The following is a 22679-nucleotide window of genomic DNA, read 5'->3' on the forward strand; positions in this document are numbered from 1 at the left end:
TATTCACCATTCACCATTCATTACCTACTTCTGGCGAACGCCGAAACTCTGGAATCCCGGCCGCATGAGCGGCTTCTTCGAGGACAGCACGCCGGAATTGACGCCGGTCCAGCCGATCTCGCCGGACAGCTTGCCATATTCGATCTTGGGGCAACGGTTCATCACCACCTTGATGCCGGCGGCTTCGGCGCGTGCGGCTGCCTCGTCATGGCGTATGCCAAGCTGCATCCAGATGACCTTCGGCAGCGGATCGAGCCGCAGCACCTCGTCGACAACGCCCGGCACGGCAGCGGAAGCGCGAAACACGTCGACCATATCGACAGGTCCTGGAACGTCGGCGAGTCTGGCATAGGTCATCTGGCCTAGAATCGCCTTGCCAGCCTGGCCGGGATTGATCGGGAACACCGAAAACCCTTTGCCGAGCAGATATTTCAGCACGAAATAGCTCGGCCGCACGTCATTGGCTGACGCGCCGACCATGGCGATGGTCTTCACCGAATTGAGGATGCCGGCGATATAGGCGTTGTCGTAGGCGTCGTGGTTCATGCCTCGTCATACAGCGCTTCGGAGTGAGGTGCCAACAGCCGCGTCAGTGGCTTGCGATGAGCCAGAGGGGAACCTCGTCAGGCCGGCAGCGAAATCGATCCGTCTTCCGCGATCGGAAAAGCCGGATTGTGCGCCACTTCCCAGACATGCCCGTCCGCATCGGCGAAATAGCCGTACCAGCCGCCCCAGAAGGCGCGCCCGGCCGGCTTGACGATCTTGCCGCCGGCCTTCTCGGCCATCGCCAGCACTGCATCGACCTCGGCGTCGGAGCGGGTGTTGTAGGCAAGGTAGACGGCCGAAGGTGCCTTGCTGAAGGTCACGCCTGAATCCTCTTCGGCGCTTGGGCGCGGAAACAAGCCCAGAATGGCGCCGCCCATCTGGAAGAAGGCAACGCCCTCGCTGATCCCGGCATGGCGCTTCAGGCCCATCGCCTCGTAGAAGCGCACGGCGCGGTCAAGATCGTCGTCCGTGGCGATGGTGATGATGGAGATGCGCGGTTCCATATCCGCCTCCTATTCCTCCGGCCATTCCGGCTTGCGCTTTCCGATGAAGGCGCCAATGCCCTCTTCCGCATCGCGCGCCAGCATGTTCTCGACCATGACGCGCCCGGTGTAATCATAGGCCTCGGCCAGCCCCATTTCTGCCTGTTCGTAGAAGGCTTCCTTGCCGATCTTGACGACCAGGGAGGATTTGGACGCAATGGTTTGCGCGTATTTGGTGACAATCTGATTCAGATATTCGCGCGGCACGACGCGGTTGACCAAGCCGAATTCCTTGGCGGTTGCCGCATCGATCGTCTCGCCGGTCAAAAGCATCTCCATGGCGTGCTTGCGCGAGACGTTGCGCGACAGCGCCACCATCGGCGTCGAGCAAAACAGTCCGATATTGACGCCAGGCGTGCAGAAGGTCGCCTCGTGCGAGGCGATGGCGAGATCGCAGCTGGCAACCAGCTGCAATCCGGCCGCCGTCGCCAGGCCGTCGACTTCGGCGATCACCGGCTTAGGATGGCGAACGATCGCCTGCATCAATGAAGCGCAGGCGGAAAACGTCTTTTCGAAGAAGCCCCTGCCGCGATCGGCATCGGCGCGGTGCGCGCTCAACTCCTTGAGGTCGTGCCCGGCGCAGAACACTTTGCCGGCCGCCCCAAGCACGATGACGCGGACGGATTTGTCGGCCTTGGCGCGGTCGAGTTCCGCCATCAGCGCCGCCATCACTGCAAGCGAAAGAGCGTTGGCCGGCGGATTGGCCAGCGTTAGACGGAGCACGCCCTTGTCCAGCCTGGAGACGACGGGCCCTTCGGCAACGGCAGGTTTGATGGCAACGATTTCGGCCATAGGTCGTTCCTCCGCGATTCCGGAGCGGGGATCGACTAATCAAGTATGCCGTCTCACTTCGTCCAACTCCCTCGTCCGCTTCTGCCATAATGAATGGGCTGTTGCCAGAAACGCCACGTCGCGTTCATACATGCAGGGCGCAAACCGGGAGACTGAAATGCCCGCCCACAGCAATCTCAAGCCGGTGCTGACGGCTGCTGATGTCAACGCGCTGATGGCGACCGTTTTCCCGCAACTCAACGACCAGTTCACCTTCTACGAGGCGTTGGAGGTGTTTCCAGGCGGCTGTGTCGTGCGACTCAATGCCGACGAGCGCCATTTGCGTCCCGGCGGCACCGTGTCGGGTTCGGCGCTGTTCACGCTGGCCGACATAGGCGGCTATGTCTGCGTGCTCTCGCATGCCGGACCGGATGCGCTTTCGGTCACCACCAGTCTCAACATCAATTTCGTCCGCAAGGCCGAGGCCGGGCCGATCGACGGCCATTGCCGCATCCTCAAGCTCGGCAAGAGCCTGATGGTGTTCGATATCGACATCGTCGCCAGCCCGGAGGGACACACGGTAGCGCACGCAACGGGCACCTATTCGATCCCGCCAAAGCGGGTTGATGGTGTGGTAAAATAATACCTTTCATCCAAGGCATTGTTTTTGCTGGATTTTGATAGCTCGCCGACATTTCACGCGCCTTGACGCAGTCGCCGTCCTCTCCTATAAGCCCTCACGGAACAGCGGCCCGCAAAGGCCGCCGTTTTGTTATTGGCCGCGGGCGAGCGCCTTTCGCCAATCCAAGCAACAAGAAACGCCTTCTTTTGAAGGTCCGAACCGAAAGCAACAATCCATGGCAACCTTTTCGCAGAAGCCTGCGGATGTGGTGAAGAAGTGGGTGCTGATCGACGCCGAGGGTCTCGTCGTCGGCCGTCTCGCCACTGTCATCGCCAATCATCTTCGCGGCAAACACAAGCCCACCTTCACCCCGCACGTCGACGACGGCGACAACGTCATCGTCATAAATGCCGACAAGGTGGTGTTCACCGGCAAGAAGTTCACCGACAAGGTCTATTACTGGCACACCGGCCACCCCGGCGGCGTCAAGGAGCGCACCGCGCGCCAGCTGCTCGAGGGTCGTTTCCCCGAACGTGTCGTCGAGAAGGCCGTCGAACGCATGATCCCGCGTGGCCCGCTCGGCCGTCGCCAGATGAAGAACCTCCGCGTCTATGCAGGCACGGAACATCCGCATGTCGCCCAGCAGCCCGTCGTCCTCGACGTGGCCAAGCTGAACGCCAAGAACAAGAAGGTTTCGTAAGATGGCTGAGCTTTCCTCGCTCGCAGAACTCGGAGCTGCCACCGGCAATACCAACACCCAGCCGGCCGCACCCGTCCACGTCCAGAAACTCGATAAGTCGGGCCGCGCCTATGCCACCGGCAAGCGCAAGAACGCCATCGCCCGTGTCTGGGTGAAGCCCGGCTCCGGCAAGATCGTCGTCAACGACAAGGTGTTCGCCGAATATTTCGCGCGCCCGGTCCTGCAGATGATCCTCAACCAGCCGATCATCGCCGCCAACCGCGCCGGCCAGTATGACATCGTCGCCACCGTCATCGGCGGCGGCCTCTCCGGCCAGGCCGGTGCCGTGCGCCACGGCATCTCCAAGGCGCTGACCTATTACGAGCCGGCGCTGCGCGCCGTGCTCAAGAAGGGCGGCTTCCTGACCCGCGACAGCCGCGTCGTCGAGCGCAAGAAGTACGGCAAGGCGAAGGCCCGCCGGAGCTTCCAGTTCTCCAAGCGCTAAGCGCTGCGCAATTACACGTTTTCGAAAGGCCGCCTCCGGGCGGCCTTTTCTTTTCATACAGGGGCATCACCCCACCCGCGCCTGCGGCGCGGTTCATGCCTGGCGCAGAGCTCAGGTCCGGCTGTCCTTGATGAAGTCAATGAACGCCCGCAACGGCGCCGGCACGAGGCGCCGGCCGGGATAGTAAAGGAACGGCCCGGAGAAGCTCTGCCACCAGGGTTCAAGCAGCGGTTCGAGCGCCCCGCTCTCGAAGTGAGGGCGTAGCCAATCCTCGAACAGGCTGATGATGCCGGTGCCGGCGATGGCTGCATCGACTTTGAGGTCAGTCGCCCCGCCCAGGGTCACGACAAGCGGCCCCGTCGGGTCGACCCGCACCACCTCGCCGTCGCGCTCGAATTCCCACGGCGGCATCGCACGGCTGGCAAAGCGGCCGCGCAGGCAGGCGTGGCCGAGCAGGTCGCGCGGGTGTTGCGGCCGGCCATGACGATCCAGGTAGGCCGGGCTGGCGGCGGTGGCGAAGCGCTGCACGCGCGGTCCGATCGGCACAGCGATCATGTCCTGCTCCAGCCGCTCCTCATAGCGAATGCCGGCGTCGCACCCCGCCGCCAGCACATCGACGAAGCTCTCCTCCGAGATCACCTCCAACCGGATGCCCGGATAGGCGGCGAGAAAAGGCGGAACGATGCTGGGCAGTACCAGCCGCGCCGCGCTGACCGGCACATTGAGGCGCAACGTACCTGCCGGCCTGTCGCGAAAGCCGTTCACTACGTCGAGGGCCGACTCCACCTCGGTCAAGGCAGGACCGAGCCGCGCCAGCAGGCCTTCGCCGGCTTCCGTCAGGACAACGCTGCGGGTCGTCCGGTTGAGCAGCCTGACACCGAGCTGCGTCTCCAGGCGCCGCACCGCCTCGCTCAAGCCGGACGCACTGCCGCCGCTGGCGCGTGCCGCATCCCGAAAACCTCTGGCGCGCGCTACGGCCACGAAGGCGTTCAGGTCCCCGAGATCAATCTGCATTGTTCGTCATTCCGCACAGCCCGTGCGAATTGTACCCAATTATCATGAGATCGGACAGCGTCTATCTGTGCACCGTTCCTGAAGGAGAAAGACCATGTCCAGCGTCGACCAGTCCGGCACATTCATCCTCGGCGACCGCAAGGTGAGACGGCTCGGCTACGGCGCCATGCAGCTCGCAGGGCCAGGCGTCTTCGGCCCACTAAAGGACCACGACGCGGCATTGGCCGTACTGCGCGAAGCCGTTGCACAAGGCGTCAACCACATCGACACCAGCGACTTCTATGGCCCGCACGTGACCAACCTGTTGATTCGCGAAGCGCTCGCACCCTATCCCGACGACCTCGTTATTGTCACCAAGATCGGTGCCCGACGCGGCACGGATGGCTCATGGCTGCCGGCCTTCTCGGCAGAAGAGCTGACACAGGCGGTGCACGACAATCTGCACAATCTCGGACTCGACGTGCTGGAGGTGGTCAACCTTCGGGTCATGTTCGACGCGCATGGCCCTGCCGAAGGGTCGATCGAGGCGCCGCTTGCGACGCTTGCCGAGCTCCAGCGACGGGGCCTCGTGCGCCACATCGGGCTGAGCAACGTCACCGCTGCACAGATCGCCGAAGGCCGCAGGATGTGCAGGATCGTCTGCGTGCAGAACCAGTACAATCTGGCGCATCGGGGCGACGATGCCTCGATCGACGATCTGGCCCGCGACGGCACCGCCTATGTGCCGTTCTTCCCACTTGGCGGCTTCAACCCGTTGCAGTCGTCGACCTTGTCCAAGGTCGCCGCACGCCTCGGCGCCACGCCCATGCAGGTCGCGCTCACTTGGCTGCTTCGCCGCGGACCCAACATTCTTCTGATCCCCGGCACGTCTTCCGTCGCGCATCTGCGGGAGAACCTCGCCGCTGCCGACCTCGAATTGTCGGACGATGTCATCAAGGAGCTGGATGGTGTGGCAATGGCGGCCTGCGGGTAGATTACCGAAGGCAGTGATGAGCCAATCTCCCCCAAGTGGGTTCCCTTGCGGGGGAGATTGCCGGCAGGACAGCGAAGGCGCGCGACCTCACAGGCGGGACAACCGAGACGCTGAAGGATCGTCGCATTTTTCTGCCACTACGCCACATTTTGTTCTTGCTTTGTGCCGGCAGCTATGCTACTAATCTCCGTATGGTGCTAATTGGCTCCAACGACCCGCCCACAGAGGCGGGTTTTCTGTTTCTGGGTTCCTTCGAAAGTTTGGCGCTGCCGGCCTGGGGTCGGCGGGACCTTCTGCCCTGCCGGGCATCGTCCCCACAAGAGGGAGATCTAGTTCTCGCCGCGCCGGTCTAGTTGATGCTGGCCGTGTTGGCCGGCTCGGCCGGGCGCTTCTCACCGGCATAGGGCACGCGAAAACCGTTCGCCGCCAGCCAACTGATGGCGGCCTTCGGTTCGTCGGTCTGGATGATGGTGGCGCCGCGCTCGACCCAGAAGCCGTAGGTCTCGCGCGGCAGGCTGGCCGCAACCGCCAACTCGTCGCCGCGACCGCCAGCGAGGAAGCCGCCCGGCTTGTTGACGATGGCATAGGTGTCGGCCCAGATGTGCCAGTCGCCCCTCACCGCCAGCGCGCGCATGCGCGGGCTGAACAGCGGGCCGCCGGTCTCGGTCAGTGTCTCTGATCCCATGCGCCAGTTGATCATCTCGACCGCGCGCATCGGGAAGGCTCGGCTCACTTTCTCGGCAAACATGGCGTCGCGAACCGCGTCATCGGCGATAATCGGCATGAACTGGAAGCCGCTGCCGATCGCGTCCATGGCGGCCTTGACACTGGCAATCCGCTCCGCATTCCACAGGTTCTCCTTGACGATCACCTGTTCGGCCATGCCGAGGTCGCGCGCAACCGCGACCATGCCGACGAGGCTTTCGGTATCGAGCTTGTTGTCGAGATTGATCAGGATCCTGTCCCTGGTCGTCATCAACATCTCGCGCAACGTCGAGACCGTCTCGCCCGTAACGGCGCCGGTGCCTTCGATCACCAACCGGCAAGTCTTGAGTTCGGCCATCGTGCGGTTGACCACCTCACCCTTGCAATTCGTCGTGCGGTCGAGCCAACTGTCATGCATGACGACGAATTGTCCGTCCTTCGAGCGCCTGATATCGACCTCGACGATTTCGGCGCCCATTGCGATCGACGCCTCGACGGCGGCGATCGAATTTTCGGGATAGAGCGTCTTGCCGGATTGCATGCCGCCGGCGCGGTGCGCGGCCACTATCACATGGTCGCGCCATTGGTTGGCGTGCTCGAAGCGGTCGAGAATCTGCCTGGCGCGCGTTTCGCCTGCCGATGCCTGGCCAAGGGAGAGCGCCAGCGCCGCGGAAAGCAGAAGGCTCAGCCAAATCGTTCGCATGAGACAAGTCGTTCGCACGAGAATCGCTCCGTACCGGGATCGCACCCCGGTTAAGCGATGCCCGTGACAGGCAGGTGAACGAAGCCGGCTTGCTAAATGCTGGAAAATTCAGGTCAGCGCCGGCCGAAGCAGCCGTTGGCGGCTACTTTCGGTTGCTTGCCAGGCAATCTCCTGGCGAGCCATGCCGGGTTCGCCTGGCGAGCAAGGATTTGTGACCGGATCGAATGGCCATGATCCTCCGCAGGGGTCGCAATTCTGAGAATTATGTCCAATAAGGTTGCGCGTCGACGCACAGGAGATCGCTTCATGCCGCCAAGGACCATCGATCACGCCTTCACCACCCGCTCCAGGACGGGTGCGTCGTTCGAGCCGACCTATGCCGGCGCCCTGTCGTTCATGCGGCGCAAATATTCGAAGGACGTGAAGGACGCCGATGCGGTGGTGTGGGGCATTCCCTTTGACGCTGCGGTCACCAATCGGCCGGGCGCCCGTTTCGGACCGCAGGCAATCCGCCGCGCCTCGGCCATCCTCGACAACGATCCGCAATATCCGTTTTCGCGCGACCTGTTCGAACAGCTTGCCGTGGTCGATTATGGCGACTGCCTGCTCGACAGCGGCAATCACCAGAAGACGCCTGCCACGATCGAACGCGAAGCGGCGAAGATCCTGAAATCCGGCGCCTTCCTGCTGTCGCTCGGCGGCGATCACTTCGTCACCTGGCCGCTGCTCAAGGCGCATGCCGCCATCCATGGCCCGCTGGCTCTGGTGCAGTTCGACGCACACCAGGACACCTGGCCCGACGACGGCAAGCGCATCGATCACGGCTCCTTCGTCGGCCGTGCAGTCAAGGAGGGCATCATCGACCCCGACCGGTCGATCCAGATCGGCATCCGCACCCATGCGCCCGACACGTTCGGCATCAAGATCCTGTATGGCCATGAAGTGGAGGAAATGCGTGCGTCGGACATCGCCTACGCCATCGTCGACCGTACCGGCGGCAAGAAGACCTACGTCACCTTCGACATCGATTGCCTGGATCCGGCTTTTGCGCCCGGCACCGGAACGCCGGTCGCGGGAGGCCCGTCTTCGGCAAAGATCCTATCGGTGCTGCGCCAGATCAACCAGGTCGATATCGTCGGCGCCGACGTCGTCGAGGTTGCGCCAGCCTATGATCACGCCGATATAACGGCAATTGCCGGCTCGATGGTGGCCATGCACTATCTCGGGCTGCTGGCCGAACGAAAGGCCCGGCTCGAGGAAATGAACCAGGGCAATTACAGCGTTGCCGGATTGAATCAGGCAAGCGGCATATAACTTTGAGATAACAGGAATTCAGGCAGGCAATGAAACCGAAAATCTTCATCGACGGCGAGCACGGCACCACCGGTCTGCAGATCAGGGCGCTGCTTGCCGACCGCGGCGACCTGGAAATCATCTCCATCCCGACCGAGCGCCGCAAGGAAACGGCAGCGCGCGCCGAGTTCCTCAATGCCGCCGATATCGCGATTCTCTGCCTACCGGACGCGGCCGCCAAGGAAAGCGTTTCGCTGATCGCCAATGACACCACCAAGGTGATCGACGCCTCGACGGCGCATCGCGTCGCCGAGGGCTGGGAATATGGTTTCGCCGAAATGGACAAGGATCAGGCGAAGAAGATCGCTTCGGCGAAGCGCGTCGCCAATCCGGGCTGCTGGCCGCAAGGACCGATCGCGACGCTGCGGCCGCTGGTTGCGGCGGGGCTGTTGCCGGCCGATTTTCCGGTCACCGTCAACGGCATTTCCGGCTATTCCGGCGGCGGCCGGCCGATGATCGAGGATTATGTCGCCAAGGGTGAGGATGCGCCGGAATTCCTGCCCTACGGGCTGACGCTGCAGCACAAGCACGTGCCGGAGCTCAGGACCTATGCCAAGCTTTCGCACGATCCGATCATGCAGCCGGCAGTCGGCAATTTCGCGCAAGGCATGATCACGGTGGTGCCGCTGCAACTCGGCGGCCTCGACCATGTGCCGACCGGCGCCGAGCTTCATGCAGCGATCGCCGATCATTTCGCTTCCATCGATGCCGGCGTGGTCGAGGTGGCGCCGTATCTGCATCAGGAACGCATGCCTGAGATCGATCCGGAGACCTATAATGGCACCAACCGGATGAAGCTCTACGTCTTTGCCAATGACGACAGGGCGCAGGCGCTGCTGCTTGCGGTCTACGACAATCTCGGCAAGGGCGCCTCGGGCGCTGCCGTGCAGAACATGGATTTGATGCTCGGCCTCTGAATGGATGCGCCGGCATTTCCAAAGCGCTGGAGGGTCGGCGCGCCCGAGCTCATTGCCGAAACCTTCAGCAGCCACATCTGGAAGGTTGTTCGCGAGGACGGCTCGCCGGCAATCGTCAAGGATCTAAAACCTTTCGACGATGTTGAGGACGAGTTGCGTGGCGAGCATTTCCTCGCCTGGCGACGCGGCAAAGGGGCAGTGCGGCTGCTCGGCCGCGATGGCCATCGCATGCTGCTGGAATATGCCGGCGAAACCTCGCTGTCACAGGTGCTTGCGGATCAAGGCGACAATGCCGCCACCGCGATCGCGGCGGAGGTGATGGCAAGACTGTTCTCACCGTCGAAGCACCCTGCCCCGCCGGATCTCCAGCCGTTGCGCACGCGGTTTTCCAGCCTGTTCAAAAAGGCCAAGGCCGATCGCGCCGCCGGCGAAAAGAGCCTCTACAGCGAAGCTGCCGAGATCGCGGAACGGCTGTTGTCTGATGCAGTTGACCTGCGGCCGCTGCATGGCGATCTGCATCACGACAACATCATGCGCGGTCCGCGCGGCTGGTTGGCGATCGACCCGAAGGGCGTTCTCGGCGACCCCGGCTTCGACGCGGCCAACATGTTCTACAACCCACTCGACCGCGACGATCTCTGCATTGATCCGCAGCGGATCGCTCACATGGCGCAAGTCTTTGCGGCGACGCTGCGCCAGTCACCGCCCACCATATTGGACCACGCCATCGCCTATGGCTGCCTGTCGGCTGCATGGCACCATGAAGATCGCAATGTGGTCGACGAAAACCGCGAACTGGCGATCGCCGCGGCGATTCGGACGGTGCGGTTCAGCCTCTGAGAGCAATCTCATGGGGCAGCGGATAGGCGCCCTTGGTGCCGCGCCAGTGCGCCGCGGCAAAGCCGAGCAGGACCAGCGCAAAACCTTGGTGCGTCAGCGCCATGTGCAGCGGTACGTGCATCAATAGCGTACCGATGCCGATCGACGCTTGGACCACCACAATCAGGAACAGCAGCGTCGCGCGGCGGGCATGTGTCGTTCCCGGCAAGCGCCGGCGTGTCGCGATCATGTGCCAGAGCACGACCACAAAGATCGTGTAGGCGCCAAGCCGGTGAACGAACTGCACCGTCTTCGGGTTTTCGAAGAAATTGCGCCATGCCGGCTCCAGCAGCATCAGGTCGCCGGGGACCAGCTTGCCGTCCATCAGCGGCCAGGTGTTATAGCTCAAGCCGGCGTCGAGCCCTGCGACCAGCCCGCCGAGATAGACCTGAACCAGCGCCAGCAGCACCAGAAAGCCGGCCAGGCGTTGCGTCGAGCGGTCGGCGGCTGGTTCGGAGTGTGGGGCCAATCCACGCGCGACCACCATTGTCGCCGTGAAGATCAGCGCCGCCAGCGTCAGATGGGTCGCCAGCCGGTACTGGCTGACCGAAACCCGGTCGGCCAGCCCGGACGCCACCATCCACCAGCCTATCGCGCCCTGCAGGCCGCCGAGAAGGAGAATGCCCAGCAATTTCGTGCCGAGGCCGCGCTCGATGCGCCGCGTCACCCAGAAAAACAGCAACGGCAAGGCGAAGACCACACCGACACTGCGCGCCAGGATGCGGTGCACCCATTCCCACCAGAAGATCGACTTGAACGCCTCGATGCTCATGCCCTTGTTGAGTTCGGCATACTGCGGGATCTGCTGGTAGCGCTGAAACTCCTCCTGCCACTCGGCATCATTGAGCGGCGGGATGACGCCGTGGATGGGCTGCCATTCGGTGATCGACAGGCCGGAATCGGTGAGCCTTGTGGCGCCGCCGACCAGCACCAGCGCAAACAGCACCAGGAGCACGACATAGAGCCAACCGCGCACCAGCGCACGGTTGCGAAGGTCGCGATCGCGGGCCGCGAAAGGCGCGGCGTCGGATATGGCAGCAGCCATGGGTTTGCCCCGGCAGTTGAAGTCGCGGATTGGTGAACCATCGCAACCCGGCTTGCAAGGCCGGGCGGCGCGGCACGCCGTCGCGCCGTTTCTGGCGGGTTGCGCGTATCGGCTGTTCGGCCTAAGCGATAGCGATCAACGAGATCGCGCCATGCCCATTCGCCTGAAAAAGCTGATCGGAAGCTTCCTGCTGGTTGTGCTGGTCGTCGTCTATGCGCTGGTCGCCTCAATCGTGGCGGTTGCGCAGCTGTCGCAGTCCGGGCCCCTGACGCACTTTATCTTCTTCCTGCTCAGCGGGCTTTTGTGGGTGCTGCCGGCAATGGGTATCATCAAATGGCTGATCCTGGAGCCGCGGCCGAAGGGCCGAGGCCACAGCTAGATTGTCACCACCATCTTGCCGGCATTGGCCAGCGGCGTCGTCACGCCCGACAACATGGTTCGGATGTGGGCGACGCTCTGATAGCGGCCATTGACCGAAATGCGCGGTAGGGCATGCAGGAAGCCGGCATGCTCGGCGCGGAGTATGCCGTGGCGGGTCGTCACCGCCGAGGCATAGCCGGCACCGCGGACTAGGCCTACTTCGCGGCGGCCGACGGCACTGGCATAACCGTAGGGATAGGCGAAATGGCGCGGCTCCTCGCCGAGTTTGACCTGCAATATGCGCTTGACGTCGCCGATCTCATGTCGCGCATCGCTCTCGGAAAGCCGCTTCAGATTGCAGTGATTGACGCTATGTGCGCCGATCGTCACCAGCGGGTGCTCGGCCATGGTGCGGATCTCGTCCCAGTTCATCAGCGTGCTCGGGCGCGGACCACCCAATTCGATGCCGTTCGAGCGCGCCAGATCCCGCAACACCGCACGCTGGTCCTGCTCGCGCACCTTCAGCGTCAGATGAGCGTGCAGGCGCGCATTGGCCTGGACCTTTTTTCCCAGACTCGAGCAGTCGATTGTCACCGGGCCATCCGGCGTCGTCAGCGTCAGGCGATCGCGCGCATTGACGATGTCCTCGACCACGTCCCACCACAAATCGGCAGCGCCGTCGATCAGTCCCGGCGCGACGTAGATGGTGATCGGCGCGCCGTGCTTCTCCAGCACCGGCAGCGCCTCGGTCATGTTGTCTCGATAGGCGTCGTCGGCGGTGATCGTCGCAAACTGGCCGTCCTTGTCGCCAGCCTTGATGCGCTCGATCGCCTCGTCAAGCGTGACGAAACTGTAGCCGTTCGCCTTCATGTCGGCGATCACGGTGTCGAGAAACCCAGGCGCGATGTTCAAGTGGCGGTTGACGCCGTTCGGCTTTTCCGGTGTCGCGGTTACCCGATGCAGCATCAGGATAGCGCCGAGACCGCCGATAAACGGCTTGGCCAGCGGAGCGAGACCGGAATAGCGGGCGAGATTGAGCGCCAGTTTGCGGATTGCCTCGCCCCCGTCGATCATTCATTCACCTTTTGCGCCTAAGCTCATCAAGCATGGAATGCGCCTGCGCGGACCCCCAATCGCGACGAATACGCCCTAAGGATTGAGGTATGGTTGACGCCACCGCGTCATTTGACGGCAATCGGCTGGCAAGCAGCGAGGCGTCGCCGTGTGCCTTGCCGGCCGGCAAAGCCGGCCTGTCAACCTCGGTCGCCGATAGTGCGGCGTTGGCGGCGTACGCAGAATTCTGCCATTCGGCGCTTTTTGCCCCTGCGCAAAGCGCAGGCTGGATCCTGAACTGGGCCGCACATACCGGCGCCGACGTTGTCGTTGCGACGCTGCGCGCCGAGGACAGGCCGGTTTTCTCACTGGCGCTGGAGGTCACTCGCAGTGGAGCGTTCCGCGTCGCCCGGTTCATGGGCGGCCGCCATGCAAACGGCAATTTTGCCGCCGCCGACCCGCACTGGCTGGCGAATGCCGATAGCGCGGCGATCCGCTCGATGCTGGCTGCGATTGCCAAGGCGCGGCGCGACATCGATCTTGTTGCGCTGGAGCGGTTGCTGCCCGATCTCGACGGCGTTGCCAACCCGCTCTCCGCCTTGCCGCATTTTTCAAGCCCCAATCTGTCGCTGGCCGCCGGTCTTGTGGGAGGATTTGACGCACTGCTCACCCGGGTGAGCGGCAAGCGCAGGCGCAAGAAGCATCGCTCGCAGGCGCGCAAGTTCGAGGCCGTTGGCAGCTATCGTCGCATCGAGGCGAGAACTGCGGACGAGGTGCACATGCTGCTCGATGCCTTTTTCGAGATGAAGGAATTCCGCTTCCGCAAGATGGGCATCGCCAATGTTTTCGGTGAGGCGGAGGTGCGCGCTTTTTTCCGCTCGCTGTTTGCCGACGCGCTTCAAGAGGAAGATCCGTCCTTCGTCCTGCATGGGCTGGAAGTCGCCGGCAAACTTCGTGCAGTCACCGGGTCGAGCCGCTCGGGCAAGCGGCTGATCTGCGAATTCGGGGCGATTGCCGAGGACGACCTCGCACACACCAGCCCGGGCGACTTCCTGTTCTTCGAGAACATCCAGGAAGCCTGCGAGGCGGGTTTCGAAATCTATGATTTCTCGGTCGGCGACGAACCCTACAAGCGATTGTGGTGCGATGTCGAAACGCAGCATTTCGAGGTGCTGGTTCCGCTGACGCAGAAAGGTCGTGCGCTGGCGCTTGCGCTCAGGCACGGCGCAAGCCTGAAGGCATTCATCAAGCACAACCCAATGGTCTGGAAGCTGACCAAGCTGCTGCGCCGCAAAGCCGTGGGGCGGACAGCACCGGCCGCAGGCGAAGACGACAGCTGATTTCGATTTGAGAGAAAACTGCCTCAGGCGGCCGAGCGCCGTCCCGGCATTGGGCCCGGCGCCACATGGCCGATGGGCGTGACCAGCGTCAGGTCGGGATAGCCACTCTCGATGAGCGCGACCGCGGCCTGCGTCACCTCGTCGTCCGGCTCAAGCATGGAGAGCAAGACCTCGGTCCCCTCGCCCACCAGGCGGCTGATGCCTTGCGCGTCGGCCGGTCCGCATTCGACCACGACCAAATCATAGGCGGTGGTCAGCGACTGCATGATGATCGGCAGCCGGTCGGCGGCGCGCATGGCGCGGACCGGATCGGCTGTGCCGACGGGAATAACGTGGCAGTCCGAATAGAGATCGGGGTGGATCACATCGCTGAACTGCGCTTGTGAGGCGAGCAGATCGGTGATGCCCGGAAACAGCCCGCTGTCCAGCATCGGCCGCGAGGCAGCACCCGAAGCGGTGAGATCAAGCAGCAGCACGCGTAGCCCGGCGTCGGAGACTGCGCGCGCCACCAGCACTGCCGAGGCGGCCGCCTCGTCGCCTTCTGGCGACACGAATATGGCGCGGGCGGCACCGGTGGCGATCAGTTTTTCCGCGGCCTTGTCGATGTCGACCTCGCCGAGGATAGAACGTGCCGGTTCAATGTCTCCAGCGGCCATTTCAGCGTACTCCGGTTCGATTTTCTCGGCAGCCGCTTCCGCCACCGCGACGGGTTCCGGCTCCACTTTGCTTTCAATGATATTGTCGTCGTCGGCCTCATCGATCTCGACGACTGCCGGTTCGGACCGGCCAACCGACGGGTCGGGCTCGGCCATCACGCGTTCGGCCTGGACAGCCGGCATCGCAACCTGCTCGATGCGCTCGAAATGGGCACCGGCGGCCGGACGCATGGCGCGGCCGGAAAACAGTTCCTGCATCAGCGTGACGATCGCCATGATGAGCAACGAGCCGACAAAGGCCGCACTGACAATCGGACCAATCTTGGGGAAATAAGGTTCGGCCGGCACCTGGGCGTCCGAAAATACGCGAGCGTCGACGGGCAGATAGTTGCGATCCTTGCGTGCGGCCGCCTGGAGATAGCTGGATGAATAGAGATCGAGCTGCTGACGCTTTGTCGCGGCATCACGCTGCAGCGCATCGAGTTCCACCTGCTCTTCGCCGGCGCGGGCGGACGCCGCCTTCAGCGTGTTGACGTCTGCCACGAGTTGAGCCTCTCGCGCCTTCGCCGTCTCGGCCTGTGCCATCAGACCTTTCATGATCTTTTCCGCTTCGTTGCGGATCTGGCGGTCGAGATCCGCGAGCTGCGACTTCAGCGCGCGGATGCGCGGATGGTTGTCGAGCAAGGTGGTGGAAAGGTCGGCGATGTTGTTCTTGAGCTCGACTTGCCGCTCGCGCAGGCGCTGGATCAGTTCGGAAGACAACACCTCCGGAACGGCATCCAGCGAGCCGCCATTGCGCAACGCCCTGCGCACGCTGTCAGCGGTCGCTTCCGCCGAAGCGCGATTGGCGCGCACGCGTGACAGTTCGCTCGACAATTCGGACAGCTGCTGGGTGGCAAGCACCGAATTGTTGCCGCCCATCAAAAGATCGGACTGCGCACGGAATGCGGCAACCTTGGCTTCCGCCTCCTTCACCCGGTTCTGCAGATCCGCGATTTCCGGCGCCAGAAAGTCGGTGGCGGCGGAATTCGATTCGAGCTTGGCATTGCCCTTGGAGGCGATATAGGCGTTTGCAATGGCGTTCGGGATCGCGGCGGCAAGCTTTGGATCCTCTGACGAGAACTCGATTGCGATCGCGCGGGTTTTTTCAACGCCATAGACGTTGAGCTTCTCATGCATTGCGTCCAGCACGCGCTCTTCCAGCGGAATCTCGAACGGATCGCTTTTCAAGCCAACAAGGACAAGGGCGCGGCTCAGCGCCGACATCTTCAGCGCCTCGTCGAATTCGGGCAATTTCGCCAGGTTGAGCTTCGTCGCCACCTGCTTGAGGATGTCGGGGGACGAGATGATCTGGACCTCGGTGGCCACAGCCTCTTCGTCGGGAATCGACCGCTCGTTGCCGTTGGCCCCGGCCGGCCGCGTGAACTCCGATTCTCGAGGCCCGATCTCCAGCTTGGCTGCCGCCTTATATTCGGGCGTTGCAAGCCAGGCGAGCGCAAAGGCCAGGCCGGTTACAACCAGTGAGACGACAAGGATGCGCAACCAGTTTCGCGCCAGGCTGGCGAAAAGCTGCCTGAGATCGACGTCGACATCTGCGGCCGCGGATTGAACGGACATGCATCCCTGCTCCGGTACTGAGTCAGCATGCACCGTAAACAACTATGGTAACTCAGCCGTTAATATCGCGGTAAGAACCTGTCAGGCTCTATTAACAAGCCGCAGACAAGAGGCTGAAAACCATCTGCATTTGTCGATCCGGCCCGCATCGGCCGCGCGCCTTTACCGGCCATTAACCCTAACAGGATGATAACCGAGCTCGATCGTTAAGGTTTGCCGCAGAGTCGCCGGCTATTCAAAGGTACGTGTCCGCTCATGAAAAGCACTGCTCCCCTTTTCCGCGCGCTGCTTGCCGTATCGATGCTTTCGGGCTGCTCCAGCTACCGGCCGACGCCGGCCGCATTCCATGAAGTTCTCGACCAGCCCTATCGCCTCGGCGCCGGCGACCGCGTCCGCGTAACCGTGTTCGAGCAGGAAGGACTGACCAATACCTACAGCGTCGACCAGTCCGGCTATCTCTCGCTGCCGCTCGTCGGCAACGTGCCGGCGCGCGGCCACACCGCCCAACAACTTGAAAGCGAGATCGCCGAGAAACTGCGCCAGGGTTATTTGCGGGATCCCGATGTTTCGGTCGAAATCGATCGCTACCGGCCGATCTTCGTCATGGGTGAAGTGAGCGCGGCGGGCCAGTATTCCTACGTCCCGGGCCTGACCGTGCAGAAGGCCGTCGCCATCGCCGGCGGGTTCACGCCACGCGCCAACCAGGAAAGCGTCGACATTACCCGCGACATCAACGGCAAGGTGATAACCGGACGCGTGGTGACCTCCGACCCGCTACTGCCCGGCGATACAGTCTATGTTCGCGAACGCCTGTTTTGATGTGCTGACAAAGTGGCGGACACACTCAGGATCGTCCACTGCTTTCGCTCACCGGTCGGAGGCATCTTCCGGCATGTGCGCGACCTGACCGAGGCTCAGGTCGCCGCCGGCCATGCCGTCGGCATCGTCTGCGATTCGACGACGGGCGGCGATTTCGAGGAACGGCTGTTCGAACAGATGAAAGGCAGCCTGGCGCTCGGCATTCACCGCACCCCGATGCAGCGGCATGTCGGGCCAGGCGATCTCGCCTCGGCCCGGCGCACCTATAGGATCATAAAAGAATTGCGGCCGGACGTGCTGCACGGGCATGGCGCCAAAGGTGGCGCCTATGCCCGTCTGTTCGGCTCATTGTTGCGGGTATCCAGGTCTCGCGTAGCCCGCCTTTATTCGCCGCATGGCGGCTCGCTTCACTATGACGAGACCACCGCCATGGGGAAGCTGTTCTTCGCGCTCGAGCGCTTCATGGCTCGCTTCACCGATTGCCTGCTGTTTGTTTCCGATTATGAGCGACGGACTTATCGCAGGAAGGTCGGCGAGCCGCCCATTCCGAACGCTCTCGTCCACAACGGCCTGCGCGCCGCCGAGTTCGAGCCGGTGCGGACCGAGCACAATGCGGTTGACCTCCTCTATGTCGGCATGATGCGAGACCTCAAAGGCCCGGACATCTTCATCGATGCACTGGGGCTAGCCGCGACACGGCTCGGCCGCCCATTGAAGGCGCTGATGGTCGGCGACGGCGACGACCTGCCGCGCTATCGCGCCCAGGTGAATCAGCGCGGCCTGGACGTCGGCTTCCTGGCGCCGATGCCGGCCAGGCTCGCCTTCACGCTGGCCGAACTGGTCGTCGTTCCCTCGCGCGCGGAAGCCATGCCCTATATCGTTCTGGAAGCGCTCGCCGCCGGCAAGCCGATCATCGCGACGTCAGTCGGCGGCATACCGGAAATCTTCGACACCGGCTCGCCTGCCCTGATCCGGCCCGACCCGCGCGAACTTGGCGACAAGATAAGCGCCGCATTGGCCGATCTCGACACCTACAAAGGCCTGATGCCCGGCCTCGCCGACCTCAAGGCACGCTTCGGCGCCGATGTAATGGCCGCCGAAATCGAAAAGGCCTATTTCGCCGCGCTCAAAAAATAGAGCAACGGGTTTCCACCGGGCTGCTCCTGGTGAAAGCGTCTCCAAAGCCATCTGTTGTTTCAAGGGTTTCTTAGCTCTCTTTTGCTATTCACCTGAGGGAAACCTGCGGACGCCCCATGAACGAAATCGACCCAGCGCGCCGTTTTTCGCTAGACGCGGTGCGCAAATTCGACGCCCCTGCCGAGAACAATACAGCCGGCGGCATGAACGATGTTGCCCGCCAGGTCGCCTCGCAATACCGCCGCGATACGATGTCGCCGATCATGGTGAGCGGCGTCCTGCGCATGGTGGAATTCGCGCTGCTGTTGGTGTCAGGTCTTGCCGTCTATTTCTATTATGTCGGCTTTTTCAACTATCTTGCCTGGCAATACTCACTGACGATCGCCGCCACCTCGTTCCTCGCGGTCGTTCTGTTCGACGTCACCGACCGCTACCAGATCGTCGCGCTGATGCGGCCGATCGCCAATTTCGGCCGTCTCCTGCTGGTCTGGGCCGGAACATTCGCCTTGATGGCGCTCACCGCCTTCACCATGAAAATGTCGGAAGACTATTCGCGCCTGCTCTTCGGCACGTGGTTCGTCGTTGGTTTCGTGTTGATCCTGGGGCTCCGCCTGGTGATGTCGAAGCTGATCCGGCGCTGGGCGCGCGACGGGCGGATGGAGCGCCGCGCCGTCATCGTCGGCGGCGGCAAGGCGGCGGAGGTATTGATCCGCTCGGTCGAAAGGCAGCCCTACAACGACATCCGCATCTGCGGCATCTTCGACGACCGTGGTGACAAGCGTTCACCGCCGGTTGTCGCCGGCTATCCCAAGCTCGGCACGATTTCCGAACTCATCGAATTTGCCCGCATCGCGCGCATCGACATGCTGATCGTATCGCTGCCGCTGACCGCCGAATCGCGCGTGCTGCAGTTATTGAAGAAGCTGTGGGTGCTGCCGGTCGACATCCGGCTGTCGGCGCATTCGAATGCGCTGCAGTTCAGGCCGCGCGCCTATTCCTACATCGGCTCGGTGCCGATGCTCGATATCTTCGACAAGCCTATCAACGACTGGGATTCGGTCGCGAAACGCGCCTTCGACATCGCCTTTTCGATCATCGGTATCATCGTGTTCTCGCCGGTGATGCTGGCGACCGCAATCGCGATCAAACTCGACAGCAAGGGGCCGGTGCTGTTCCATCAGAAGCGGCACGGCTTCAACAACGAGATCATCGACGTCTACAAGTTCCGTTCGATGTATACCGACAAGGCGGACCCGACGGCCAAACAGACCGTGACCAAGAACGATCCGCGCGTCACCCGCGTCGGCCGCTTCATCCGCAAGACCTCGGTCGACGAACTGCCGCAGTTCTTCAATTCGCTGTTCGGTTCGCTGTCGCTGGTCGGGCCGCGCCCGCACGCCATTGCCGCGCAGTCGCACAACCTCCTCTACAATGAAGTGGTCGACGGCTATTTCGCTCGCCACAAGGTCAAACCCGGTGTGACCGGCTGGGCGCAGATCAATGGCTGGCGCGGCGAGATGGACACCAACGAGAAGATTCGCATGCGGACGGAATACGACCTCTATTACATCGAGAACTGGTCGCTCTTGTTCGACCTCAGAATCCTGTTCCTGACGCCGATCCGCCTGCTCAATACGGAAAACGCGTATTGATCGCGACGGCCAATGAATTGCCGGCTGCGGCGGTCAACGCCAAGCTGATTGCACTGATTGCGTCGGGGGCGGTTTTCCTCGGCGTTTTCCTGTCCGGTTTCGTCATTGCCGAGCCCGCACCGTACGATCTCTACATGATCGGGCTGATCGTGGTGTGGCCCTTGTTCGGCATGCGTATACAGCGCGCGGCGGTGCCACTTCTGGTGCTGCTGGTTATCATGAACATCGGCGGTATGATCTCGATGACGCAGATGTCGGACCTCGCCGGCACGCCGCTCTATCTCGCCGTCTCGCTGTTCCTGGCCTTAACCGCGGTTTTTTTCGCTTCGGTAACGGCCGTCCAGCCCAGTCTCTACCGGGTGATCTTCGTCGCCTATGTGGTGTCGGCAGTGCTGACTTCGCTGGTCGGCATAGCCGGCTATTTCCATGCCTTTCCAGGAGCGGAGATCTTCACCAAATACGACCGTGCCGCCGGCGCCTTCCAGGACCCGAACGTGTTCGGGCCTTTCCTGGTGCTGCCCGGCATCTACCTGCTCTACCTGCTGCTTACCGGCTCGGTCGCACGCATGCCGCTATTGGCGGTGCCGTTGCTGATAATCACCGCCGGCATCTTCTTTTCCTTTTCGCGCGGCGCCTGGGGCATGTTCGCCGTTTCGGCGATCCTGCTGACCGGTGCCTTGTTCCTGCAGAGCGCCAGCGGCAAGTTCAAGCTGCGCGTCGTCGTCATGACCATCGCCGCCGTCGGACTGCTGGTCATCGCAATGATCGTCATCCTGCAACTGCCAGGCGTCGCCGAGATGTTCTCGAACCGCGCACAGCTCGAACAAAGCTACGACACCGCCCGGCTCGGCCGCTTCGCCCGCTATACGATCGGCTTTCAGATGGCACTGGAGCATCCGTTCGGCATCGGCCCGCTCGTCTTCGGCAAGATGTTCGGCGAGGACACGCACGACATCTGGCTGAAGATGCTGATGGATTACGGCTGGCTCGGCTTCGTGTCGTTCCTGACGCTGACGTGCTGGACGATCGCCGCCGGCTTCCGCATTCTGCTGCGCGACCGGCCGTGGCAGCCTTATCTTCTATGCGCCTACGTCGCCTTCATCGGCAATATCGGGCTCGGCACCTTCATCGACATCGACCACTGGCGCCATGTCTACCTGCTGCTTGGCTTGATCTGGGGTGCCATCGCGCTCGAATACCGCCACCAGTGGCAGCTGCGGGCGGCGCAGCGACCGGCAATCCCCGTCGCGGTTGCTTCAGGCAGGACAGCAACCGAATTCGGTTGACCGGACCCAGTCTATCACGATACATCGCGACCGGTCCGGAGTGTAGCGCAGCCCGGTAGCGCACTTGACTGGGGGTCAAGGGGTCGTCGGTTCGAATCCGGCCACTCCGACCATTAAAATCCAAAGGCTTAGCCAGTTTTCCCCCAAACTGGCTGTACAGACAATAGCCGCACTGCAGCCAGCGCGACATACGCAGGCGTGATCTCATCGAAGAATCGATCACGCATCACTCGTGCGCCAGGCACGGAGGCTGGCGTCTAGCCAGAAGCCCACCGAGAAACCGCGCGGTAATGGCTAGTAAGCTTTGCTGCGTACGCCAACCTTTATCGTGAGCCCGTATTCCAGCGTCAATAAGAAAAGGTCCCGCCGCACATGCCAGAACGGCGGGACTCGATCAGGCGCCTTGCATCAGGCAGGGGTGACTCGGGGGTTTGGGCATGCCCGGTGCGCGCGGATCGTAGTGAACCCTAGGCGCATCAGCTGCAATGCGTCCACCAACCGTCGGTTGGAAAGAACTAATTCAATCCCGACGGCTGGCCCGGCCTGAGCAGGCGCGCGCTCAAGGCTCAGTTTCTTCCCGGGGAGGAGCTTTTTGGTCAGGACAATCAGGATAGGGCAATTCTTCACACGGAGAGGGCCTGTCGCCAACGCTGCGATAATGTTCCGCGAGTTTTGCGAAACCGTAGGCGAAGGCGAAAAGAAGCGCGAGGACAACCGCTATTCGGACGGCCATACCGTATTGTAGCAGGATCCTCCCATTGGAGCGCGCGGCGTTTTGGTACGTTTGAATGTTGAGTTCGAAAAAGGTTGGCTGTAGTTGAATTGCCGTCGTCCGCAGTTGTAAGGGCGAGCGGACGCTTCGAAGATGCCACGCGCTTTCGCCCTTTCCGGGAGAGATGCAATGTCGCTTCAAGGGGTTGCCTGTCCTGCCGATCTGACCATGTTGACCAAGGCACTCGATGCCCGATGCCGTGAACTAGGCCTCGCTGATGGAGATCCAGGCAGAGAACTGCTCGGCCGCAGGGTGATGGATTTATTTGAAAGTGGTCAGCTCAGCGCCGAAGATTTGAGACTGGCTCTGAGCGGCGAGATCTTTAACGCCAAAAATCCTCCGGCCGGAGCCAGTGGGCTTTGATACGGCAAGCGGCTATCCGCGCAACCATTTGAATTACTGGCCCAGCGTCGGCTTCCGTGTGCGCAGGAGCGCGTTGTGAACAAATGTGATTTTGCGGTCGGTGCCAGGCGGGCTAACTTTACCCATCGAACGAAAGAGGAGAATGATCATGAAGACATTCCTCGCAATAGCCGCGGCACTGACCATGTCCATATCAGCTGCCTCTGCAGATTGCCCCGCGCATTCCAAGGTCCAGGCATCGGTCGACACGCAGACGAAGACAGCAAGCGTCGAGAAGGCCGATATGTCGACTGTCACGGACGCTCAGACGATCAAGAAAGAAGAGCCACAGAAGACCGAGTAGCGGTAACGCTCAGCGGATCCCACGACC

23 protein-coding genes and 1 tRNA gene are annotated in these 22679 nt (G+C 62.4%); 16 read left to right on the forward strand and 8 right to left on the reverse strand.

What is annotated here, in order from left to right:
* Positions 1 to 24: 24 nt before the first annotated feature.
* From NKJ23_RS18445 to NKJ23_RS18455, 3 genes are all read right to left on the reverse strand, one after another.
* Positions 25 to 546, reverse strand: a complete 522-nt coding sequence (locus tag NKJ23_RS18445; protein WP_352681576.1) for a CoA-binding protein — start codon at positions 544 to 546, stop codon at positions 25 to 27.
* Positions 547 to 623: 77 nt separating this feature from the next.
* Entirely contained in the window at positions 624 to 1049 is a 426-nt protein-coding gene (locus tag NKJ23_RS18450; protein WP_352681578.1) for a VOC family protein, read from the reverse strand.
* Between the two features lie 9 nt (positions 1050 to 1058).
* Complete coding sequence (locus NKJ23_RS18455; RefSeq protein WP_352681580.1) at positions 1059 to 1880, reverse strand: enoyl-CoA hydratase; 822 nt, start codon at positions 1878 to 1880, stop codon at positions 1059 to 1061.
* A gap of 157 nt (positions 1881 to 2037) precedes the next feature.
* Here NKJ23_RS18455 and NKJ23_RS18460 point away from each other — a divergent pair, with 157 nt between their 5' ends.
* The 3 genes from NKJ23_RS18460 to rpsI all read left to right on the forward strand — a co-directional run bounded on the left by NKJ23_RS18460 (position 2038) and on the right by rpsI (position 3665).
* Entirely contained in the window at positions 2038 to 2502 is a 465-nt protein-coding gene (locus tag NKJ23_RS18460) for a PaaI family thioesterase (RefSeq protein WP_352681582.1), read from the forward strand.
* A 214-nt stretch (positions 2503 to 2716) separates the two neighbouring features.
* A complete protein-coding gene (gene rplM / locus NKJ23_RS18465) occupies positions 2717 to 3181 on the forward strand; it encodes a 50S ribosomal protein L13 (RefSeq protein WP_023674645.1) in 465 nt (154 codons plus the stop codon).
* 1 nt (position 3182) lies between these two features.
* Positions 3183 to 3665 (forward strand): 30S ribosomal protein S9, encoded by a 483-nt coding sequence (gene rpsI, locus NKJ23_RS18470; RefSeq protein ID WP_023674644.1) that lies wholly within the window; start codon positions 3183 to 3185, stop codon positions 3663 to 3665.
* Positions 3666 to 3776: 111 nt separating this feature from the next.
* Here rpsI and NKJ23_RS18475 read toward each other — a convergent pair whose 3' ends face one another.
* Complete coding sequence (locus tag NKJ23_RS18475) at positions 3777 to 4679, reverse strand: LysR family transcriptional regulator (protein WP_352681584.1); 903 nt, start codon at positions 4677 to 4679, stop codon at positions 3777 to 3779.
* 94 nt (positions 4680 to 4773) lie between these two features.
* Between NKJ23_RS18475 and NKJ23_RS18480 the strand changes: the two genes are divergently transcribed.
* Positions 4774 to 5652, forward strand: coding sequence for an aldo/keto reductase family oxidoreductase (locus NKJ23_RS18480; RefSeq protein ID WP_352681586.1), 879 nt, complete (start codon positions 4774 to 4776; stop codon positions 5650 to 5652).
* A 349-nt stretch (positions 5653 to 6001) separates the two neighbouring features.
* Here the strand turns inward: NKJ23_RS18480 and NKJ23_RS18485 are convergent, their stop codons facing one another.
* Positions 6002 to 7060 (reverse strand): glycerophosphodiester phosphodiesterase family protein, encoded by a 1059-nt coding sequence (locus NKJ23_RS18485; protein WP_352681588.1) that lies wholly within the window; start codon positions 7058 to 7060, stop codon positions 6002 to 6004.
* 306 nt (positions 7061 to 7366) lie between these two features.
* Here NKJ23_RS18485 and speB point away from each other — a divergent pair, with 306 nt between their 5' ends.
* From speB to NKJ23_RS18500, 3 genes are read left to right on the forward strand one after another with little or no spacing between them, the layout of a single operon-like run.
* Complete coding sequence (speB, locus tag NKJ23_RS18490; RefSeq protein ID WP_352681590.1) at positions 7367 to 8374, forward strand: agmatinase; 1008 nt, start codon at positions 7367 to 7369, stop codon at positions 8372 to 8374.
* A gap of 29 nt (positions 8375 to 8403) precedes the next feature.
* The gene (argC, locus tag NKJ23_RS18495; RefSeq protein ID WP_352681592.1) at positions 8404 to 9330 is read left to right on the forward strand and encodes an N-acetyl-gamma-glutamyl-phosphate reductase; all 927 of its coding nucleotides are present in this window, start codon (positions 8404 to 8406) and stop codon (positions 9328 to 9330) included.
* A complete protein-coding gene (locus NKJ23_RS18500; protein WP_352681594.1) occupies positions 9331 to 10170 on the forward strand; it encodes an aminoglycoside phosphotransferase family protein in 840 nt (279 codons plus the stop codon).
* On the opposite strand, the gene NKJ23_RS18505 is transcribed toward NKJ23_RS18500, so the two are convergent.
* Positions 10160 to 11254: a COX15/CtaA family protein gene (locus tag NKJ23_RS18505; RefSeq protein ID WP_352681596.1), complete on the reverse strand. Its 1095-nt coding sequence runs from the start codon at positions 11252 to 11254 to the stop codon at positions 10160 to 10162. The genes NKJ23_RS18500 and NKJ23_RS18505 overlap by 11 nt on opposite strands.
* Before the next feature lie 151 nt (positions 11255 to 11405).
* On the opposite strand from NKJ23_RS18505, the gene NKJ23_RS18510 reads away from it, so the two are divergent.
* On the forward strand, positions 11406 to 11633 hold the full coding sequence (locus NKJ23_RS18510; RefSeq protein ID WP_352525230.1) for a DUF2842 domain-containing protein: 228 nt from the start codon (positions 11406 to 11408) through the stop codon (positions 11631 to 11633).
* Here NKJ23_RS18510 and NKJ23_RS18515 read toward each other — a convergent pair.
* Complete coding sequence (locus NKJ23_RS18515) at positions 11630 to 12688, reverse strand: polysaccharide deacetylase family protein (RefSeq protein ID WP_352681598.1); 1059 nt, start codon at positions 12686 to 12688, stop codon at positions 11630 to 11632. The two genes, NKJ23_RS18510 and NKJ23_RS18515, sit on opposite strands and share 4 nt — an antisense overlap.
* Positions 12689 to 12777: 89 nt before the next feature.
* Here NKJ23_RS18515 and NKJ23_RS18520 point away from each other — a divergent pair, with 89 nt between their 5' ends.
* Positions 12778 to 14007 (forward strand): GNAT family N-acetyltransferase, encoded by a 1230-nt coding sequence (locus tag NKJ23_RS18520; RefSeq protein WP_352681600.1) that lies wholly within the window; start codon positions 12778 to 12780, stop codon positions 14005 to 14007.
* 23 nt (positions 14008 to 14030) lie between these two features.
* On the opposite strand, the gene NKJ23_RS18525 is transcribed toward NKJ23_RS18520, so the two are convergent.
* Positions 14031 to 16280, reverse strand: a complete 2250-nt coding sequence (locus tag NKJ23_RS18525) for a GumC family protein (RefSeq protein ID WP_352681602.1) — start codon at positions 16278 to 16280, stop codon at positions 14031 to 14033.
* A gap of 255 nt (positions 16281 to 16535) precedes the next feature.
* Here NKJ23_RS18525 and NKJ23_RS18530 point away from each other — a divergent pair, with 255 nt between their 5' ends.
* From NKJ23_RS18530 to NKJ23_RS18560, 7 genes are all read left to right on the forward strand, one after another.
* Entirely contained in the window at positions 16536 to 17099 is a 564-nt protein-coding gene (locus tag NKJ23_RS18530; RefSeq protein ID WP_352491882.1) for a polysaccharide biosynthesis/export family protein, read from the forward strand.
* Positions 17100 to 17111: 12 nt separating this feature from the next.
* Positions 17112 to 18236, forward strand: coding sequence for a glycosyltransferase family 4 protein (locus tag NKJ23_RS18535; protein WP_352681604.1), 1125 nt, complete (start codon positions 17112 to 17114; stop codon positions 18234 to 18236).
* Between the two features lie 116 nt (positions 18237 to 18352).
* A complete protein-coding gene (locus NKJ23_RS18540; RefSeq protein WP_352681606.1) occupies positions 18353 to 19888 on the forward strand; it encodes an undecaprenyl-phosphate glucose phosphotransferase in 1536 nt (511 codons plus the stop codon).
* Complete coding sequence (locus NKJ23_RS18545; RefSeq protein ID WP_352681608.1) at positions 19885 to 21174, forward strand: O-antigen ligase family protein; 1290 nt, start codon at positions 19885 to 19887, stop codon at positions 21172 to 21174. The genes NKJ23_RS18540 and NKJ23_RS18545 overlap by 4 nt, the downstream gene beginning before the upstream one ends.
* 36 nt (positions 21175 to 21210) lie before the next feature.
* Positions 21211 to 21287: transfer RNA gene (locus tag NKJ23_RS18550), tRNA-Pro, on the forward strand.
* A 788-nt stretch (positions 21288 to 22075) separates the two neighbouring features.
* A complete protein-coding gene (locus tag NKJ23_RS18555) occupies positions 22076 to 22309 on the forward strand; it encodes a hypothetical protein (RefSeq protein ID WP_352449320.1) in 234 nt (77 codons plus the stop codon).
* Between the two features lie 148 nt (positions 22310 to 22457).
* Positions 22458 to 22652: a hypothetical protein gene (locus tag NKJ23_RS18560; protein ID WP_023674517.1), complete on the forward strand. Its 195-nt coding sequence runs from the start codon at positions 22458 to 22460 to the stop codon at positions 22650 to 22652.
* The last annotated feature ends 27 nt before the right edge of the window (positions 22653 to 22679 follow it).

It is taken from the genome of Mesorhizobium sp. M0184 (genome assembly GCF_040322215.1).
In the GTDB taxonomy this organism is placed as follows: domain Bacteria; phylum Pseudomonadota; class Alphaproteobacteria; order Rhizobiales; family Rhizobiaceae; genus Mesorhizobium.

Coding starts and splice junctions, on each gene's coding strand:
- NKJ23_RS18445 (WP_352681576.1), bottom strand. CDS start 546: ATGAACCACGACGCCTACGACAACGCCTATATCGCCGGCATCCTCAAT.
- NKJ23_RS18450 (WP_352681578.1), bottom strand. CDS start 1,049: ATGGAACCGCGCATCTCCATCATCACCATCGCCACGGACGACGATCTT.
- NKJ23_RS18455 (WP_352681580.1), bottom strand. CDS start 1,880: ATGGCCGAAATCGTTGCCATCAAACCTGCCGTTGCCGAAGGGCCCGTC.
- NKJ23_RS18460 (WP_352681582.1), top strand. CDS start 2,038: ATGCCCGCCCACAGCAATCTCAAGCCGGTGCTGACGGCTGCTGATGTC.
- rplM (WP_023674645.1), top strand. CDS start 2,717: ATGGCAACCTTTTCGCAGAAGCCTGCGGATGTGGTGAAGAAGTGGGTG.
- rpsI (WP_023674644.1), top strand. CDS start 3,183: ATGGCTGAGCTTTCCTCGCTCGCAGAACTCGGAGCTGCCACCGGCAAT.
- NKJ23_RS18475 (WP_352681584.1), bottom strand. CDS start 4,679: ATGCAGATTGATCTCGGGGACCTGAACGCCTTCGTGGCCGTAGCGCGC.
- NKJ23_RS18480 (WP_352681586.1), top strand. CDS start 4,774: ATGTCCAGCGTCGACCAGTCCGGCACATTCATCCTCGGCGACCGCAAG.
- NKJ23_RS18485 (WP_352681588.1), bottom strand. CDS start 7,060: ATGCGAACGATTTGGCTGAGCCTTCTGCTTTCCGCGGCGCTGGCGCTC.
- speB (WP_352681590.1), top strand. CDS start 7,367: ATGCCGCCAAGGACCATCGATCACGCCTTCACCACCCGCTCCAGGACG.
- argC (WP_352681592.1), top strand. CDS start 8,404: ATGAAACCGAAAATCTTCATCGACGGCGAGCACGGCACCACCGGTCTG.
- NKJ23_RS18500 (WP_352681594.1), top strand. CDS start 9,331: ATGGATGCGCCGGCATTTCCAAAGCGCTGGAGGGTCGGCGCGCCCGAG.
- NKJ23_RS18505 (WP_352681596.1), bottom strand. CDS start 11,254: ATGGCTGCTGCCATATCCGACGCCGCGCCTTTCGCGGCCCGCGATCGC.
- NKJ23_RS18510 (WP_352525230.1), top strand. CDS start 11,406: ATGCCCATTCGCCTGAAAAAGCTGATCGGAAGCTTCCTGCTGGTTGTG.
- NKJ23_RS18515 (WP_352681598.1), bottom strand. CDS start 12,688: ATGATCGACGGGGGCGAGGCAATCCGCAAACTGGCGCTCAATCTCGCC.
- NKJ23_RS18520 (WP_352681600.1), top strand. CDS start 12,778: ATGGTTGACGCCACCGCGTCATTTGACGGCAATCGGCTGGCAAGCAGC.
- NKJ23_RS18525 (WP_352681602.1), bottom strand. CDS start 16,280: ATGTCCGTTCAATCCGCGGCCGCAGATGTCGACGTCGATCTCAGGCAG.
- NKJ23_RS18530 (WP_352491882.1), top strand. CDS start 16,536: ATGAAAAGCACTGCTCCCCTTTTCCGCGCGCTGCTTGCCGTATCGATG.
- NKJ23_RS18540 (WP_352681606.1), top strand. CDS start 18,353: ATGAACGAAATCGACCCAGCGCGCCGTTTTTCGCTAGACGCGGTGCGC.
- NKJ23_RS18555 (WP_352449320.1), top strand. CDS start 22,076: ATGTCGCTTCAAGGGGTTGCCTGTCCTGCCGATCTGACCATGTTGACC.
- NKJ23_RS18560 (WP_023674517.1), top strand. CDS start 22,458: ATGAAGACATTCCTCGCAATAGCCGCGGCACTGACCATGTCCATATCA.